This is a genomic window from Rhizobium sp. L1K21 (assembly GCF_024055895.1).
Taxonomy (GTDB): domain Bacteria; phylum Pseudomonadota; class Alphaproteobacteria; order Rhizobiales; family Rhizobiaceae; genus Ensifer_A.
In genome coordinates this window covers 71,647-87,293 of the sequence record NZ_JAMXLE010000009.1, presented here as the reverse complement: position 1 = coordinate 87,293, position 15,647 = coordinate 71,647, and the positions used below count along the sequence as shown (strand labels likewise).

The window sequence follows — 15,647 nt, the reverse complement described above, 5'->3', positions numbered from 1 at the left end:
GGCCCGGGAAACCGGGCCATGCATCAAGAATTCCCGGAGTTTTCATGACACTTACAATCATAGCAACCCGCATTGCCGACAGGCCGGACCTGCTGGGCGAAAGCCCGGTATGGGACGAGCGCATCGGGCGGCTTTATTGGGTCGATGGTGCAAGACGCCTGATCCGTTATCTCGACTATGCCGAAGACCGGCTCTCCGAAGTGGAAATGCCTTCAATGGTCGGGTGTGTAGGGCTCACAGAAGATGTGGGGCGGTTGATCACCGGATTGCGCGATGGGATCTATCTGGTCGATCTGGCAACCGGCGCACTGGAACCACTTTATCGTCCTGAGCCCAAGGATGATCGCGTTCGGTTCAACGACGGCAAGGTTGACAGACAAGGTCGTTTTGTCTGTGGCACCATGGGTGTTCATGCCGATCCTGTCGCTGAACTTGTTCGCATTACCGGCAAACAAAAGGTTGAGCGGCTCGCATCGGGAATCCGGATTTCGAATTCGATTTGCTTCAGCCCAGATGGAGAGACATTCTATTTCTCTGACAGTCTGGATCGCCAGATCAGAGCCTACCACTATTCGCCCGAGAGTGACCCCTTAACTGAGCCACGCGCGCACATCGACACCAGCAAGCATGGCTCCGGCCCCGATGGCGCGACCGTTGATGCCGAAGGCTTCATCTGGGTTGCATTGGTACATGTGGGCAAGATCGGACGCTTTTCACCGGATGGCAAGCTGGATCGGCTGGTTGAGGCTCCGGTGGATATGCCGAGCTGCATTACCTTCGGCGGCCCGGACATGGATACGCTTTACATGACGTCGATCAAGGATTCGGGCTCGGGGCGTGCCATTTCCCGCCACCCCTATGGTGGCCACATTTTTGCACTTGAGGGCCTTGGCATAAAGGGTCTTCCGGAACCGAGGTTCAAGTTCGGTGGCTGAGATACATTCAAAGACAAACGCCTTTACGTCGCTCATCGCTCCACGCAGTGTTGCATTGGTTGGGGCATCCGACGACGTACGGCGTATCGGCGGCCGCCCGCTGCGTTTCATGCGTGAGGCGGGTTATGCGGGGGCGATTTATCCGGTCAACCCGAAGCGGACAGAGGTGCAGGGGCTGAAGGCCTATCCCTCTATCGCCGATCTTCCCGAGGTTCCCGATACGGTCATTCTTGCCCTGCCAGCGGCAGGTACGTTTTCGGCGGTCGAAGACTGTGTTGCACGCGGCGTTTCATCCGGCGTGGTCTTCTCAGCCGGTTTCGCAGAGGCCGACGCCGAAGGCGCAGCTCTGCAGGAACAGATCGCGGAGACTGCGCGAAAAGGCGGAATGCGGCTTCTTGGGCCAAACTGCCTTGGCGTGATGAACCCCGCGACCGGCTATTATGGCACTTTCACGGTCATTCTGGATGGCGAGTTGTTGAAGCCGGGGCCTGTGGCCGTTGTTTCGCAAAGCGGTGCTTACGGTTCGCATCTGGCGCATTTGGCGCGCGCTCGGGGCTTGGGTCTCAGCCAGTGGATCACCACGGGCAACGAGATGGATATCAGCATGGCTGAGGCTCTGGAATATGTCATTGACCAGCCGGAAACACAGGTTGTGATGGCCTATGCCGAAGGGATTGGCGACGGCGACAGATTCCGGGCAGCGCTGGAGCGTGCGCGACGCGCGGGCAAAGCCGTGGTCTTCATGAAAACGGGCAGGACGGAGGCGGGCGCCAAGGCGGCGCAGTCACACACGGCATCCCTGGCCGGTTCCGACGCTGTTTTCGATGCCGTGCTCAGGCAGCATGGCGTCTACCGTGCACGCACCACAGCTGAGCAGATCGATATTGCCTATGCGGCCGCCCGCGGTCGGTTTCCGTCTGCCAACAAGGTCGGCATCTTCACCATGTCGGGCGGGTTCGGTATCCAGCTTGCGGACGATTGCACCGATGCCGGGCTGGACGTCGCAGCCATGCCAGATTCCGCGCAGGCCGAACTCAAGGCTCTTTTGCCCTTTGCCTCACCGGCAAACCCGGTGGATGCCACCGCGCAGGCTGTGAGCGACTGGGAGATACTGACCGCCTTCGTCAGGACGATGATGGAAAAAGGCGGCTACGATTTCTTCTCCGCAATCCTGGGGACAGGGCCGTCCAGCCGAAGCTTTGCCAAACCTCTTCGGGAATCTCTGATGGCTGGACTGGCATCGCGCAGCGAAGCGATCCGTGGTTTGACGATGTCCGCACCGCGGGACGTTGTTGCGCAGTATGAAGAGGACGGCTTCCTGGTCTACGAAGATGGAGCGCAGCTGGCACGCGCCTTTGGCGCATTGGTCGATTTTGCTGAGGCTTTTGCCAGGAAGGATGGGCAAGTCAATCCAATGGCCCCCATGGACTTGCCTCACGGGCCGCTCAGTGAAGCTTCGGCAAAGGCGGTGCTTAGAAAGGCCGGTTTACAGTTTGCTGATGAACGGCTCGCCACGACAGCAGACGATGCCGCGGCGGCAGCGCAGTCACTCGGCTTCCCCGTCGCTTTGAAAATCTGCTCACCCGACATTGCGCACAAAACTGAAATTGGGGGAGTCGCACTTGGCTTGACTTCGCCAGAGGATGTGCGTTCAGCCACGCACGATATTCTCTCCCGCGTCAGTAAGGCGATGCCGGAGGCGCGTATTGAGGGTGTGCTGGTTGCCCCGATGGTCAAGGGCGGCGTCGAAACCATCGTCGGCGTTCACGACGATCCCGTTTTCGGTCCGATCCTGATGTTCGGCCTTGGCGGCATTTTCGTGGAAGTGCTGAAGGATGTGACATTCCGCGTGGTGCCTTTCGGGCTTCAGGAGGCGCACCGCATGATCCGGGAAATCCGCGGCTATCCGATGCTTGAGGGCGTGCGCGGCGAACCGCCAGCTGATGTTGATGCGCTGGCGGGGCTCTTGAGTGATCTATCGCGTTTCGCCGCGGCCCATCGCGACCGTATATCGGGGATCGATCTTAATCCCGTCAGGGTGCTGCCGGAAGGACAAGGCGTCGTGGCGCTGGATGCACTCATGCAAATGAAGACGCTGGAGGAACAATGAGCGATCCGAAACTTGACGCGCTTTTGGACAAGGAAGCGATCCGCGACTGCATTCACCGGTATTGCCGAGGCATTGACCGGGCCGACGAGGCAGCACTCGTTTCTTCCTACTGGCCTGATGCGCATGATTGCCACGGCGCCTACGACGGGCCTGTCGAAGGGTTTTTCGAAATGGCGAGGGCTGTCTGGAAGACAGGGCCCCGCAACATTCACAATGTGGGAAATATCCTGATCGAGTTTCTCGATAATGGACAGGCAGCCGTCGAGACCTATTTCATTGCCTTCCAGCGCGGAACAGGTGCCGACGGGATCGAGCGTCAGGTGCTGCTGTGTGGGCGCTACTGCGACCTTTTCGAAAAGCGTGGCGACGAATGGCGCGTTCTGAAGCGAACGGTCGTTTACGACTGGGTCGAACACCAAGAGCCACCAAAGGACAGTGAGGCAGAAAGGTTCGGGCCACGTGCGCCAATCGGCTCAAACATGCCGCACGATCCTGTCTACGCACTTTTTCCCAAGCACGAATAGGCGGCGCTCAGTGGAATTGGTTTCGCCAAAAGACGTTCAAGACCTGCCGGACGCAGTGTCGGAAGCAGAATACAAACATGCAATGCGGCGTGTCGTGTCGCCGGTTGCCGTGATCACGGCGCGCTCACCACGTGGCCGCAACGGCCTGACAGCAACAGCGATATGTTCGGTGACGACCAATCCGCCGACCATTGTTGTCTGTGTGAACCGGCGGGCGAAAATGCTGAGCCTTGTGGGGGAAAATGGAGCTTTCGCGGTCAATTTCCTGAGTGAGCAGCAATCGGATCTGGCGCGCGCATTTTCCAATCATGAGCTGAAAGGTGAGGCGCGGCTTGCTTTGGGCCGTTGGACTGGCCTCAAGACTGGAGCCCCGATCCTTGAAGAGTCGGTCAGTTCCTTTGACTGCGTGCTGGAGCAGTCGCTCATCCATGGCACGCATGAAGTGCTCTTTGGCCGCGTCGTCGCCGTCACAAGCACCGAATTCAACGCACTGCTCTATCGCGACGGGTTCTTCCGTCGTGTCGCACCCGAGTGAGGTCGAGCAGCACATCTTATTCTATTCCGGAGGAGCGGTTTTATGAGCAGGACTATTCAGAGCGCCGAACGCGTCGATATTATAGTGGTAGGAGCAGGTTTCGGCGGCATGTATGCCGTCTACAAGTTCCGTGAGGAAGGGTACAACGTCGTCGGCATCGAGGCTGGAGGCGACGTCGGTGGTGTCTGGTATTGGAACCGCTATCCGGGTGCGCGGTGCGACCTGATGTCGGTCGATTACTCTTACGGCTTCTCAGATGAAATTCAGCAGGAATGGAACTGGTCGGAGCAGTTCGCCGCACAGCCGGAAATCCTGGCCTATGCCAATTTCGTAGCCGACAGGCTGGAGTTGCGTAAGAACTTCCGGTTCAACACCCGCGTCACCAGCGCCAGATGGGATGAAGAAGAGAAACTGTGGCGCTGCACAACCGATGACGGTGCCGTTCTGGAAGCCCCATTCTGCATCATGTCGACCGGCCCGCTGTCCATCCCGAAAGATCCCGACATCGCAGGCATCGAACGGTTCAAGGGACCGATTTATCGCGCGCAGAAATGGCCGCACGAGGAAATCGATTTTACCGGCAAGCGTGTTGGTCTCATTGGTACCGGATCGACCGGCATCCAGATCACCCAGGAGGTTGGACGCAAAGCCGGGGAGTTTTTCGTGTTCCAGCGGACACCGAGCTGGACCTTGCCGATGCGTAATCACGATCTTGATGAAGCGTATCTGGCTGAAATGAAGGCCAATTATCCTGCAATGCGCGCGGCAATGAAGATGAACCCGACAGGTGGCACGCGCCCTGTGTCGACGCGGCCCTTTTTCTCCCTGCCGCCGTCTCAGCGCAGAGATGTGATGGAACATGCCTGGCTGGACGGTGGGCACACCTTTCTGGCCTGCTTTTCCGACCTGTTGTCCAATCAGGCTGCCAATGATCAGGTTGCCGACTTTGTGCGCGATAAAATCGGAGAAATCGTCGAGGATCCCGAGGTCGCCGAGGCGCTCAAGCCGCGCGGTTATCCGATCTTCGCGCGCAGGCCCTGCCTGGATACGGAATATTACGAGACGTACAATCTGCCCAATGTCCATCTCAAGGATTGCCTGAAAGACCCGATCGTTGAAATCGCCGAAAACGGTATCCGCACAGAGTCAGGTGAAGTTGAACTGGACATCATCATCTTCGCCACCGGATATGATGCATTGACTGGCGCGCTGTTGGCCTTTGAAGTGGTGGGACGCGGTGGTGTGCTTTTGAAAGACAAGTGGAAGGAGGGACCGCGCTCCTATCTTGGTATTCTGGTCGAGGGCTTTCCAAACATGATTGCGACCAGTGGTCCAAACGGTCCTGCCGCACTCGCAAACCTCATCACCATTGCCGAGAACGATGTGGAATGGGCCGCCGATTTGATCGGTCATATGAAGAAGCAAGGCCTGGACGCCTTCGAGGTGACCAAGGAGGCTGAGGACCGATGGATGGACGAGGTTTTCCGCCTTGCCGAGCCCTCGCTCATTCGCAAGGCCCAAACCTGGTGGGTCGGTTCGAACGTCAAGGGCAAGCCCACCGGTTTGTCCATGTATGTCGGCGGTTTTGCCAATTACCGCGCACATTGCATGGCGGCCAAAAACAACGGTTATTCCGATCTGGTCTTCGATAAAAGGGCGGTGTGACATCCTCTTCTCCACTCATGCCGACTGGCGTGGAACCGGCAGCCATCGTCCGCCGGTTCTGCCCGCCTTGGACATGAAGAATTTATTCTGGTGCGCTGTCTCCACTTGAGATGAAAGGAGACCGTTCAATCCATTGGGGTCATGTTGCTTTCAGTCGTGGTAGGATCGGCTCATACGTGGTAGGATCGGCTCATACAAAGCCGCCGCAGGTCCAGGTCCAGGCTCGGCGCAGGTTGATATCTCGTCCGTTTTGAAAGATCACCGTTGAGCAGGGCGGCACGAACCTTCAGCAAATGGCGCGCTCCGGTCCTTACCCATCGCTTCTGCAGGTGACGCGGCGATGCGTTGGCCTGCACGATAGTGGGCATCATATTTTATCACAAATGGTCGATTTCGCGCGACGTAGCTTTGTAGCGCCTCTATGGCAAACACGACGATACTGAACCCAAAGGTCGCGTTCACGCAGGTCAAGCCGCCTCTTCATTTTCTTATGAGAGGCTAGCCTTGAAACTTCCCGCGCAGTCATAGAAATCAGACGATGCCACCGCCAGCCCCGGAAACGGCAGGACGCTCACCGGCCACCCTGGCTCGATACCCAGATAAACGATAGGCGGTGACCGGATCGATCGCGGCACCCTTTTCGAGGCGTGCCATGGCGAGGATTGGTTCGACATCGGTGCGGAATGCCTTCTTCAACGTCGATGTCGCCATAAGGGCATCGTTGTCTTCCTGATAGCCTTCCAGAGCTTCACGGTCGACCAAAAGAGCAGCGGCGTAGGCGCGCTGTACCTCCATGGCCGAAACCATGAGGCTTTCGATCGGGTCCGTCACATTATGCGACTGATCCAGCATGTGGGCAGGATTGAAACCGGGGGCGTTGCGGGCTTCCGCATCGACCAATTCGTTGAAGACGAGGAACAGGCGATAGGGATCAATGGAACCGGTATCGAGATCGTCGTCGCCGTATTTTGAATCGTTGAAATGGAACCCGCCAAGTTTGTTGAACTGGATCAGGCGGGCGACAATCATTTCGATGTTCACATTCGGCGCGTGGTGGCCGAGATCGACGAGGCAAAAGGCCTTCTCACCTAGTTCCTGGGCGATCATGTAATTGGTGCCCCAGTCCTGTACGACCGTTGAATAGAAAGCCGGCTCATACATTTTGTGTTCAGTGAAGATGCGCCAGTCTTCAGGCAGGGCCTTGTAGACGGAATGCATGGCATCAAGGTAACGCTCGAACTGTCGGGTGAAGTTCGTCTGGCCGGGGAAGTTCGATCCATCGCCGATCCACACAGTCAGCGCATTCGAACCGATTGTCTTGCCGATCTCGATACACTCAATGTTGTGATCCACCGCCTGCTGGCGGGTTGCCGCGTCGCTGTGGCTCAGCGATCCGAATTTATAGGAATGCGCCTGGTTGGCCTGATCCTGAAACGTGTTGGAGTTCACAGCATCGAAGGCAAGACCCGTTTCCTGTGCTTTTGCCTTGAGAGAAGCAGGGTCGGCCTTGTCCCAAGGTATGTGCAGCGAGACTGAAGGCGTTGCACCGGTCAGCTGATGAATGACGCCGCAATCGTCCATCTTGTCGAAAATGTCCCGCGGTTCACCACTACCAGGAAAACGGGCAAAGCGCGTTCCGCCGGTTCCTACACCCCAAGAGGGGACGGCAACGCCGTAGGCCGCGACCTTGTCCTTGATCGCGTTGATATCGATGCCACGGCGGGCGAGGTGTTCGCCGAGTGCCGCATAATCTGCATTCAATGCGCTGTGTGCCTTTTCGTTGGCGCTTTCAATCACGTCTTTTTGGATCATCGCTACCCCTCCCAACTTTTTTTCTTAGCGCGTAAAGGCCTGAACGTTTCCGGCATCAACATTGATGATGTTGCCGGTCGATTTGGCCGAAGCCTCGGATGCAAAGAAGTAAGTGGCCTCTGCAATATCTTCCGGAAGGACTGAACGCTTCAACATGGAGCGCTGGCGATACATTTCCTCGAGACCCTCCTTGTCTGTCTTGTAGGTCGAGGCGCGCTGGTCCAGCCACTCGCCGGACCAGATTTTGGAACCCCGCAGGACGGCGTCGGGGTTGACGACATTCACACGGATGCCGGCTTCGGCTCCTTCAAGAGCGAGGCAGCGCGCCAGGTGAATTTCGGAGGCCTTTGCCGTGCAATAGGCAGAAGCATTGGGCGAGGCGGCCAAACCGTTTTTCGAGGCGATAAAGATCATTGAGCCGCCGATATCCTGCTGACGCAATATCTTGAAGGCTTCACGGGCGACCAGGAAATAACCGGTTGAAAGGATCGCCATGTTCTTGTTCCACAAGTCGAGGGAGGTTTCCTCGACGGGAGCCGACGACGCGATGCCGGCATTCGAGACAACGATGTCAACACCGCCAAATTCGACCGCCATCCTGGCGTAAGAGTCCGCTACTGCGGCTTCGTCCGTCACGTTCATGACAACGGAGCGGACAACGTCGCCGGAAAAGGTCGAGGAAAGCTGTTCTGCCGTTCTGGTGAGCGCTCCTTCGTCAATGTCTGCCAGCACAACACAGGCACCTTCTGACAGGAGGCGCGCGGCTGTTGCCGAGCCAATGCCGCCTGCACCGCCGGTGACGATGGCCACGCGGCCTGCAAGGCTCTTCGGTTTGGGCATACGTTGAAGTTTGGCCTCTTCAAGCAGCCAATACTCGATGTCAAAGGCTTCTTGTTCCGGAAGACCGCAATATTCCGACACCGAAGACGAGCCGCGCATCACGTTGATGGCATTGGTGTAAAACTCGCCGGAAATGCGCGCGGTGGCCTTGTCCTTGGCAAATGTGATCATACCAACGCCCGGCACAAGGTAAACGATGGCATTTGGATCGCGCATTGCGGGGCTGTTGTCATGCTTGCAGCGCTCGTAATAGGCGGCATAGTCTTCACGATACTGCGCCACGCTCGGCGCAAGGCTTTCAAGCGTGGCAGCAACATCCGGGCTGGCGGGATTGAAGGCGACCACCAATGGACGGATCTTGGTGCGCAGGAAGTGGTCCGGGCAGCTTGTGCCAAGCGCGGCCAGCTTTTCCATATCATTGGCGCACACGAATTCGAGAACTGCGGGCGAGTCATCGAAGTGACCCACCATATGGACATCTTTTGACACCATGCCTCGAATGGCGGGCATCAGGGCAGCGGCGACTTTGCGTCGTTCGTCGGCTGCCAGCGTCTCATGCTTCTTGCCTCCGAATGCAGGTTTGCCGACAGTTTCTTGCTCGAACCACCCGATTGCCTTGTTGATGATGTCGATCGTCAGGCTGTAGCAGTCTTCTGCGGTATCTGCCCAGGTGAAGAGGCCATGGCTCTCCAGAACCACGCCCTTTGCCTGCGGGTTTTCCAGGCAGAATTTTTCAAGCCACAAACCCAGTTCGTAGCCCGGGCGCTTCCAAGGAAGCCAGCCGATGTCATCGCCGAAAATCCTGGCTGTGAGTTCTTTCGAATTCGCAGAGGCCGCTATGGCGATAATGGCATCAGGATGCATATGATCGACATGTTTCTTCGGCACATAGGCGTGAAGGGGCGTATCGATGGAGGCCGCGCGTGGATTGAGATTGAAGGTGCAATGCGGCAGATATCCGACCATTTCATCTTCGAACTCAACACCTCGGTAGAGGCCCTTCAAGGCGTTAAGCTTTTCCATGTAGAGGGTCGCGAAGCCGTTCATCTCTATGGTGCCAACATCGCCGCCGGAGCCCTTGACCCAAAGAACTTCAACCATTTCACCGGTAAGAGGGTCCTTTTCCATAACCTTGGCTGAGGTGTTGCCGCCGCCATAATTGGTCACGCGCTTGTCGGAACCAAGCAGGTTTGAACGATAGAGAAGTAGCTGAGATTCACTCATGCCATCGGCTCGGGACTTATCCCACAGGTTCTTGAGCCGCGAGCCGGCTTGTTCAGTTGACATATTGCTCCTCCCTACGCGCATTAGATGGGTAATTTTGAAACTACCGTTGCTCCAATTATCAGCTCAAGTCAATCGCAAACGATCAAAAACAATCATATTTCCTGATAAATGATGTATTTTGATTGAAGCTGATTGACAATGCGGGAAAAGAGTGCAAGTTTGAAACGTGGGAGGCAATTCATGCACGAGAAAGAACGCCATAGAATCATTCTGTCTGCGGTCCAGGAAAAACCTGTAGCGACCGTTCAGGAAATGGTTGAACTGACTGATTCTTCGGAGGCGACGATCCGCAGGGACATCGCGACCCTTCACGTGCAGAAGAAGTTGCGCCGGGTGCGCGGCGGCGCCGAGGCCATCAACCCGCCTCAGTTTCCCGGTCTCGCGGGTCGTCCTTTCAGTGTCAACGAAACGATCAATATCGCTCAAAAGCGTGCAATTGCTCTAAAGGCGGTTGAGCTGTGTGAAGAGGGTGATCCCATCATCGTCAACGGTGGAACCACGACATTTCAGATGGTGCACCCGCTGGCGACGCGCCGGATGCAGATCTTCACCAACTCCTTTCCCATTGCAGAGCACCTGCTCAAGCACTCGAAAAATACGATCATGCTTTCCGGGGGAGTGATCTATCGCGAACAGAACATCATTCTCAGCCCTTTCGACAACGACGTAACACGCAATTTCTATGCGAAGCGCATGTTCATGGGGGCTCAGGGTTTAAGCCATCTTGGATTGATGGAGGCGGATCCGCTTCTCATCCAGGCGGAGCAAAAGCTTATCGATCAGGCGGATGAGCTCGTCGTTCTGGTTGATTCTTCGAAATTCAGGAAGCGGTCCAGTCTTATTCTGTGCCCGCTCGAACGCATTACAACCGTCATTACGGACAACGGAATTCGCGACGAAGATCGTCAAATGCTCGTAGATGCGGGCATTTCGCTCGTCGTCGCGGATAAATCTGCAAAGGAGCAGCCCTCGACAGCGGCATGAGTTCCGCGGGGGTGATCAGCAACGGGAGGAATGGAAATGAAATTTTTGAAAACACTGGCGGTCACCACCGCACTCGCTACAACCATGATGGCAAATCCGGGTTTCGCTGCAGAGCGTATCGCGCTTGTCGTCAAGTCGCTTGGGAACGGCTTCTTTGATGCCGCAGCCAAGGGTGCCGAGGAAGCAGCCAAGGAATTGGGTGATGTGGAAGTCATCTACACGGGTCCGACATCAGCAACTGCTGAAGGTCAGATCGAGATCATCAATTCGCTGATTGCGCAGCAGGTGGACGCCATCGCGATCTCCGCCAACGATCCGGATGCGCTGGTTCCAGCCCTCGAGAAGGCAATGGAACGCGGTATCAAGGTCATTTCGTGGGATTCCGGCGTCGCGCCTGAGGGGCGCATGATCCACCTCAATCCGTCCGACACCGGACTGATTGGCGAAACAATCATCAAGCTTGCTGCCGACTACCTGCCCAACGGTGGCGATGTGGCAATTCTCTCCGCTTCATCCACGGCGACCAACCAGAATGCCTGGATCGATGCCGCAAAGGAAATTCTGCCGACCAAGTTCCCGAACATCAATCTGGTGTCGGTGGTCTACGGCGACGACGATTCCGTCAAGTCGACCAATGAAGCCAAGGGTCTGATTGCGACCTATCCGGATCTGGACGCTATCATCGCACCGACCACGGTGGGTGTTGTTGCGGCTGCTCAGGTGGTTACAGATGAGGGCCTGATCGGCAAGATCAATGTCACCGGTCTGGCACTGCCGTCCGAGTTCAAGCAGTTCATCGACAATGGTGCTTCGCAGGCCGTTGCGCTGTGGAACCCGATCGATCTTGGATATTCTGCCGTTTACCTGTCTCATCAGTTGATCGGCGGCATGGAAGCCAAGCCGGGTGCGACTTTCTCCATCGGCAAGGTCGGCGAAATCACGCTTGATGACACGAACTCTGCTGCCATGGCGGCACCTTTCCAGTTCGACAAGTCGAACATCGACGAGTTCTCGAAGATCTACTGATCTCCCAGGACAATCCGGCGGGGCACAATGGCTCCGCCGGAGACCGCGGGCGCCTTCCGCGCCAGAGCGCTATTTTGCACTTCTCCAGAATTATCGAACAGCAAGCGATGAACAGCCACGTCAGCCAAGAACCCAAAATTGCCTTGTCGGGGATCTCCAAATCCTTTCCCGGCGTTCGCGCACTTCATCAGGTGAGCCTCGAGCTCTATCCGGGTCAGGTGACTGCGCTGATCGGAGAAAACGGCGCGGGAAAGTCAACACTCGTCAAGACGATGACTGGTATTTACCAGCCCGACGAAGGGGAAATACGGGTCGGCGGAAATACGGTCACTTTGCCGTCGCCTCACGATGCCTTTCAGGCTGGAATCACCGCCATTCACCAGGAAACGGTACTGTTCGACGAGTTGTCTGTCGCTGAGAATATTTTCATCGGTCACGCCCCGAAGTCGCGCTTTGGAATGATTGACTGGCGCAGGATGCAGGAGCGTGCAACGACACTTTTGGAAGATATCGGTGCTGCCCACATTTCACCGGAGACACGGCTGAAGGATCTTGGCATTGCCAACAAGCATTTGGTCGCAGTCGCCCGGGCGCTTTCCATCAATGCCGAAATTGTCATCATGGACGAGCCGACTGCGGCCCTCTCTCACAAGGAAATCGACGACCTTTTTGAACTCGTTGAACTGCTGAAAAGTCAGGGTAAGGCGATCCTGTTCATCTCGCACAAGTTTGATGAAATCTATCGTATCGCTGACCGGTATACGGTCTTCCGGGATGGTGAGATGGTGGGCAAGGGCCTGCTTTCTGAAATCAGCCAGGATGAGATCGTCAAAATGATGGTTGGCCGGTCGGTGGATCAGGTGTTTCCGAAAACTGAAGTCACGGCTGGCGAGGAAGTTCTCAAGGTTTCGGGCTACAGCCATCCAACTGAATTTGCCGATATCGGCTTTTCTCTGCGCAAGGGTGAAATCCTGGGTTTTTACGGGCTTGTTGGCGCCGGCCGCAGTGAGATCATGCAAGCACTATTTGGAATTACGAAGCCATCCAAGGGCGCGGTGCGCGTTGACGGCGAAGTTGCCGTAATCCGTTCGCCGGCCGAGGCCATTGAAAAAGGTATCGTCTATGTTCCCGAAGATCGCGGCAAGCAGGGCGCCGTCATCGGCTTGCCGATTTTCCAGAACGTCACGCTTCCATCCCTTAAGGCGACATCCAAAAACGGGTTCCTTCGTCTTGCCGAAGAGTACAGGCTGGCGCGAGAATATTCCGAACGTCTGGACCTGCGTGCAGCTTCGCTCGATCAGGATGTGGGAAACCTTTCCGGTGGCAACCAGCAGAAAGTCGTGATTGCCAAATGGTTGGCGACGAAACCCAAGGTCATTATCCTCGATGAACCGACCAAGGGTATCGACATCGGCTCCAAGGCGGCGGTGCATGAATTCATGAGCGAACTGGCCGGTCAAGGCTTGGCGGTCATTATGGTATCGTCCGAGCTTCCCGAAATCATGGGCATGAGCGATCGCATCATTGTCATGCGTGAGGGACGTATCGTTTCTGAGGTGGAAAATAACGAGGATCTGAAGGCGGAAGTTCTTGTGCGTGCCGCAGCCGGGATCGGAGAAGAGGCATGAAAAAGATACTGAGGACAAGGGAATTCTGGCTGGCCGTTGTTGTGGCGGTGATGGTGTTTGCCACCAATATTCGTGCCCCCGGATTTGCCACACCGGCCAGGCTTGCCGATATATTCGACGATTCCTCGATTCTCATCATTCTGGCGCTCGGCCAGATGGTGGTGATCCTCTCGCGATCGATTGATCTTTCCATGGCATCTAACCTGGCCTTGTCGGGAATGATCGTTGCGCTGGTCAACCAAGCGTTTCCGGCTGTTCCCGTCCCTGCGCTCATGTTGCTTGCAGCCCTTTGCGGTTTGGCGCTTGGTGGATTCAACGGCTTTTTTGTCTGGCGGCTGGGCATACCGGCAATCGTCGTAACGCTTGGAACGCTGACCATCTATCGCGGTGTAATCTTCCTGATTGCGGGCGGACAGTGGGTAAATGCAGACGCGTTTTCACCCGGCTTCGTTGCCTTCACCCGAATTGATTTCCTGGGCCTTCCTCTTCTGTCCTGGTATGCGATCGTCATTGTCGCGGCGTTTTATCTGATCATGACGCGCACGTTTCTGGGTCGGTCATTCTACGCGATCGGTGTCAATCCCACTGCGGCCGTTTATGCGGGCATTAATGTCGGCAAGACGACATTCTGGGCGTTTTGTATATCCGGCATGCTATCCGGGTTTGCAGGTTACCTCTGGGTGTCACGTTATGTGATCGGATCCGTGGAAGTAGCCAAAGGCTATGAGCTCACGATTGTTGCGGCCTGCGTGATTGGCGGCATTTCCATCTCAGGTGGTGTCGGCACAGTCGCCGGCGCGGTTCTTGGGGCGCTTTTCCTTGGCGTCATCAATGGAGCGCTGCCGGTCATCAATATTTCGCCGTTCTGGCAGATGGCAATTTCGGGCGCCGCCATCATACTTGCCGTCGTGCTCAATGGCCGCAGCGGAAAGCAGAGCGCCCGCCTGATCCTGAAAGAAGCGGAGCACACGCGATGACTGATCTTAATTCCGAAAGCCGCTTCATTCCAGACACTCTCGTAAAACCCTGGCGTACTGCCGTCTTTTCATGGCCGACGCTACTCTTTGTCGTGGCGGTGGTTCTCTTCATCGTCAATTCCTTTGCATCGCCATATTTTCTTTCGCCATGGTCCCTTTCGGATGCGACTTTCAACTTTACGGAAAAGGCATTGATTGCTCTGGCTATGGCGCTTTTGATCATTTCCGGTGAAATTGACCTTTCCGTGGCGTCGATCATTGCACTTGCCTCCACCATGATGGGACTGGCTTTGCAGTTTGGCGTGGGGACGCCGGGGCTTGTGCTTATTGGTATTGTCACCGGCATTATCTGCGGCATATTCAATGGTTTTCTGGTGACGAAGCTTGGCCTTCCTTCCATCGTTGTCACCATCGGTACGATGAGCTTTTTCCGCGGCATTTCCTTCATTGTCCTGGGCGATCAGGCTTTCAAAGGTTATCCGCCGTCGTTCTCGTTCTTTGGGCAGGGTTACATCTGGTGGGTCGTTTCCTTTGAATTTGTACTCTTCCTGCTCTGCGCATTTGCCTATTACCTGCTGCTTCACAGAACCAATTTCGGACGGCATGTTTTTGCCATTGGCAACAATCCCGTCGCTGCGCGCTTTTCCGGCATCCGTGTGGAGCGCGTCAAATTCATTCTCTTTTGCCTGACGGGTCTGATGTCGGGTGTTGCAGCCGTGCTTTTGACCTCGCGTCTTGCTTCCACCAGGCCCTCCATTGCGCTCGGTTGGGAGCTTGACGCGGTCACCATGGTGGTGCTTGGCGGGGTATCGATCCTGGGGGGGGCCGGCACAATTCAGGGTGTTGTAATTGCAGCCTTCATCATGGGGCTGGTCACCTTCGGGCTTGGTCTTCTTAATATCCCTGGCATCGTGATGTCGATCTTCATCGGCGCACTGCTCATTTTCGTCATTGCTCTGCCCATCGTCTTCCGGAAAGTGAAGGAACGTCGGGCATGAACCACAAAGGACTGGAAAAGTACGGCTTCAAGATGAAGCTCACAGAAGGGATGGCGGAGGAATACAAACGCCGCCATGACGACATCTGGCCCGAGCTTGTTGACCTTCTGCGCGACGCCGGCGTAAGCGACTACTCCATCTTCCTCGACGAAGACACCAATATTCTTTTTGGTGTTCTTTGGCGGCGCAAGGATCACACCATGGCGGACCTTCCGCATACCGCTATCATGCAGAAGTGGTGGGCTTACATGGGTGATATCATGGCGACCAACACGAAGAACGAGCCGCTTGTGACCGATCTGAAGCCTGTTTTCCACATGGAATAG

The 15,647-nt window shown here is 56.2% G+C and carries 13 protein-coding genes; 11 read left to right on the top strand and 2 right to left on the bottom strand.

The features are described 5' to 3' along the window. Positions 1–44 precede the first annotated feature (44 nt). From NHF56_RS19835 to NHF56_RS19815, 5 genes are read left to right on the top strand one after another with little or no spacing between them, the layout of a single operon-like run. Positions 45–935 (top strand): SMP-30/gluconolactonase/LRE family protein, encoded by an 891-nt coding sequence (locus NHF56_RS19835; RefSeq protein ID WP_252807841.1) that lies wholly within the window; start codon positions 45–47, stop codon positions 933–935. Then, positions 928–3,045, top strand: a complete 2,118-nt coding sequence (locus tag NHF56_RS19830) for an acetate--CoA ligase family protein (protein ID WP_252807839.1) — start codon at positions 928–930, stop codon at positions 3,043–3,045. Before NHF56_RS19835 ends, NHF56_RS19830 begins: the two co-directional genes overlap by 8 nt. Beyond that, entirely contained in the window at positions 3,042–3,569 is a 528-nt protein-coding gene (locus NHF56_RS19825) for a nuclear transport factor 2 family protein (protein WP_252807835.1), read from the top strand. The genes NHF56_RS19830 and NHF56_RS19825 overlap by 4 nt, the downstream gene beginning before the upstream one ends. Positions 3,570–3,579: 10 nt before the next feature. After that, entirely contained in the window at positions 3,580–4,104 is a 525-nt protein-coding gene (locus NHF56_RS19820; protein WP_252807833.1) for a flavin reductase, read from the top strand. Between the two features lie 42 nt (positions 4,105–4,146). Beyond that, positions 4,147–5,769 carry an NAD(P)/FAD-dependent oxidoreductase gene (locus tag NHF56_RS19815; protein WP_252807831.1) on the top strand — a complete coding sequence of 541 codons (1,623 nt, stop codon included), beginning with the start codon at positions 4,147–4,149 and terminating at the stop codon, positions 5,767–5,769. A gap of 531 nt (positions 5,770–6,300) precedes the next feature. On the opposite strand, the gene rhaI is transcribed toward NHF56_RS19815, so the two are convergent. After that, positions 6,301–7,581 (bottom strand): L-rhamnose catabolism isomerase, encoded by a 1,281-nt coding sequence (gene rhaI, locus NHF56_RS19810; protein ID WP_252807829.1) that lies wholly within the window; start codon positions 7,579–7,581, stop codon positions 6,301–6,303. Positions 7,582–7,605: 24 nt separating this feature from the next. Then, positions 7,606–9,708 carry a bifunctional rhamnulose-1-phosphate aldolase/short-chain dehydrogenase gene (locus tag NHF56_RS19805; RefSeq protein WP_252807827.1) on the bottom strand — a complete coding sequence of 701 codons (2,103 nt, stop codon included), beginning with the start codon at positions 9,706–9,708 and terminating at the stop codon, positions 7,606–7,608. Positions 9,709–9,888: 180 nt separating this feature from the next. Here NHF56_RS19805 and NHF56_RS19800 point away from each other — a divergent pair, with 180 nt between their 5' ends. The 6 genes from NHF56_RS19800 (at position 9,889) to rhaM (ending at position 15,647) form a co-directional block, all read left to right on the top strand. After that, on the top strand, positions 9,889–10,692 hold the full coding sequence (locus NHF56_RS19800) for a DeoR/GlpR family DNA-binding transcription regulator (protein ID WP_252807825.1): 804 nt from the start codon (positions 9,889–9,891) through the stop codon (positions 10,690–10,692). Between the two features lie 36 nt (positions 10,693–10,728). Continuing rightward, on the top strand, positions 10,729–11,718 hold the full coding sequence (gene rhaS / locus NHF56_RS19795) for a rhamnose ABC transporter substrate-binding protein (protein ID WP_252807823.1): 990 nt from the start codon (positions 10,729–10,731) through the stop codon (positions 11,716–11,718). Positions 11,719–11,825: 107 nt separating this feature from the next. Further along, positions 11,826–13,346: a sugar ABC transporter ATP-binding protein gene (locus NHF56_RS19790; RefSeq protein ID WP_252807821.1), complete on the top strand. Its 1,521-nt coding sequence runs from the start codon at positions 11,826–11,828 to the stop codon at positions 13,344–13,346. Then, complete coding sequence (locus NHF56_RS19785) at positions 13,343–14,323, top strand: ABC transporter permease (RefSeq protein WP_252807819.1); 981 nt, start codon at positions 13,343–13,345, stop codon at positions 14,321–14,323. Before NHF56_RS19790 ends, NHF56_RS19785 begins: the two co-directional genes overlap by 4 nt. Beyond that, complete coding sequence (locus NHF56_RS19780) at positions 14,320–15,321, top strand: ABC transporter permease (protein ID WP_252807817.1); 1,002 nt, start codon at positions 14,320–14,322, stop codon at positions 15,319–15,321. Before NHF56_RS19785 ends, NHF56_RS19780 begins: the two co-directional genes overlap by 4 nt. Continuing rightward, positions 15,318–15,647, top strand: a complete 330-nt coding sequence (rhaM, locus tag NHF56_RS19775; RefSeq protein WP_252807815.1) for an L-rhamnose mutarotase — start codon at positions 15,318–15,320, stop codon at positions 15,645–15,647. The genes NHF56_RS19780 and rhaM overlap by 4 nt, the downstream gene beginning before the upstream one ends.

What these genes read in the sequence shown, in the direction of transcription:
- rhaI (WP_252807829.1), bottom strand. Translation starts at nt 7,581, where the DNA reads ATGATCCAAAAAGACGTGATTGAAAGCGCCAACGAAAAGGCACACAGC.
- NHF56_RS19815 (WP_252807831.1), top strand. Translation starts at nt 4,147, where the DNA reads ATGAGCAGGACTATTCAGAGCGCCGAACGCGTCGATATTATAGTGGTA.
- NHF56_RS19790 (WP_252807821.1), top strand. Translation starts at nt 11,826, where the DNA reads ATGAACAGCCACGTCAGCCAAGAACCCAAAATTGCCTTGTCGGGGATC.
- NHF56_RS19835 (WP_252807841.1), top strand. Translation starts at nt 45, where the DNA reads ATGACACTTACAATCATAGCAACCCGCATTGCCGACAGGCCGGACCTG.
- NHF56_RS19800 (WP_252807825.1), top strand. Translation starts at nt 9,889, where the DNA reads ATGCACGAGAAAGAACGCCATAGAATCATTCTGTCTGCGGTCCAGGAA.
- NHF56_RS19785 (WP_252807819.1), top strand. Translation starts at nt 13,343, where the DNA reads ATGAAAAAGATACTGAGGACAAGGGAATTCTGGCTGGCCGTTGTTGTG.
- rhaM (WP_252807815.1), top strand. Translation starts at nt 15,318, where the DNA reads ATGAACCACAAAGGACTGGAAAAGTACGGCTTCAAGATGAAGCTCACA.
- NHF56_RS19780 (WP_252807817.1), top strand. Translation starts at nt 14,320, where the DNA reads ATGACTGATCTTAATTCCGAAAGCCGCTTCATTCCAGACACTCTCGTA.
- rhaS (WP_252807823.1), top strand. Translation starts at nt 10,729, where the DNA reads ATGAAATTTTTGAAAACACTGGCGGTCACCACCGCACTCGCTACAACC.
- NHF56_RS19825 (WP_252807835.1), top strand. Translation starts at nt 3,042, where the DNA reads ATGAGCGATCCGAAACTTGACGCGCTTTTGGACAAGGAAGCGATCCGC.
- NHF56_RS19805 (WP_252807827.1), bottom strand. Translation starts at nt 9,708, where the DNA reads ATGTCAACTGAACAAGCCGGCTCGCGGCTCAAGAACCTGTGGGATAAG.